Origin of the sequence: Achromobacter sp. SIMBA_011 (assembly GCF_046535435.1) — a bacterium.
In the GTDB taxonomy this organism is placed as follows: domain Bacteria; phylum Pseudomonadota; class Gammaproteobacteria; order Burkholderiales; family Burkholderiaceae_B; genus Achromobacter; species Achromobacter dolens.
On sequence record NZ_JAWRWN010001178.1, the window covers coordinates 1 to 238 of the forward strand.

Below are 238 nucleotides of genomic sequence, written 5' to 3' on the forward strand. Positions count from 1 at the left end.
CGCCGTGGTGGCGGGCAGCGGGTTTCGCACGCTGTTCTACAAGGAACTGCTGCGGTTCTGGAAGGTGTCGTTCCAGACGGTGTGCGCGCCGATCGTGACGGCGCTGCTGTATCTGCCGATCTTCGGCCACGCGCTGTCGGGCCGCGTCGAGGTGTATCCGGGCGTCGAGTACGTGAGCTTTCTCGTGCCCGGCCTCGTGATGATGAGCGTGCTGCAGAACGCGTTCGCGAACAGCTCG

At 65.1% G+C, this 238-nt stretch carries 1 protein-coding gene; it reads left to right on the forward strand.

Translation table 11 applies throughout. From position 1 onward, the window contains the following. Positions 1–4 precede the first annotated feature (4 nt). Positions 5–238, forward strand: a 234-nt coding sequence (locus SB816_RS34760) for an ABC transporter permease (protein WP_410548595.1), incomplete at its 3' end; no start/stop codon positions are given.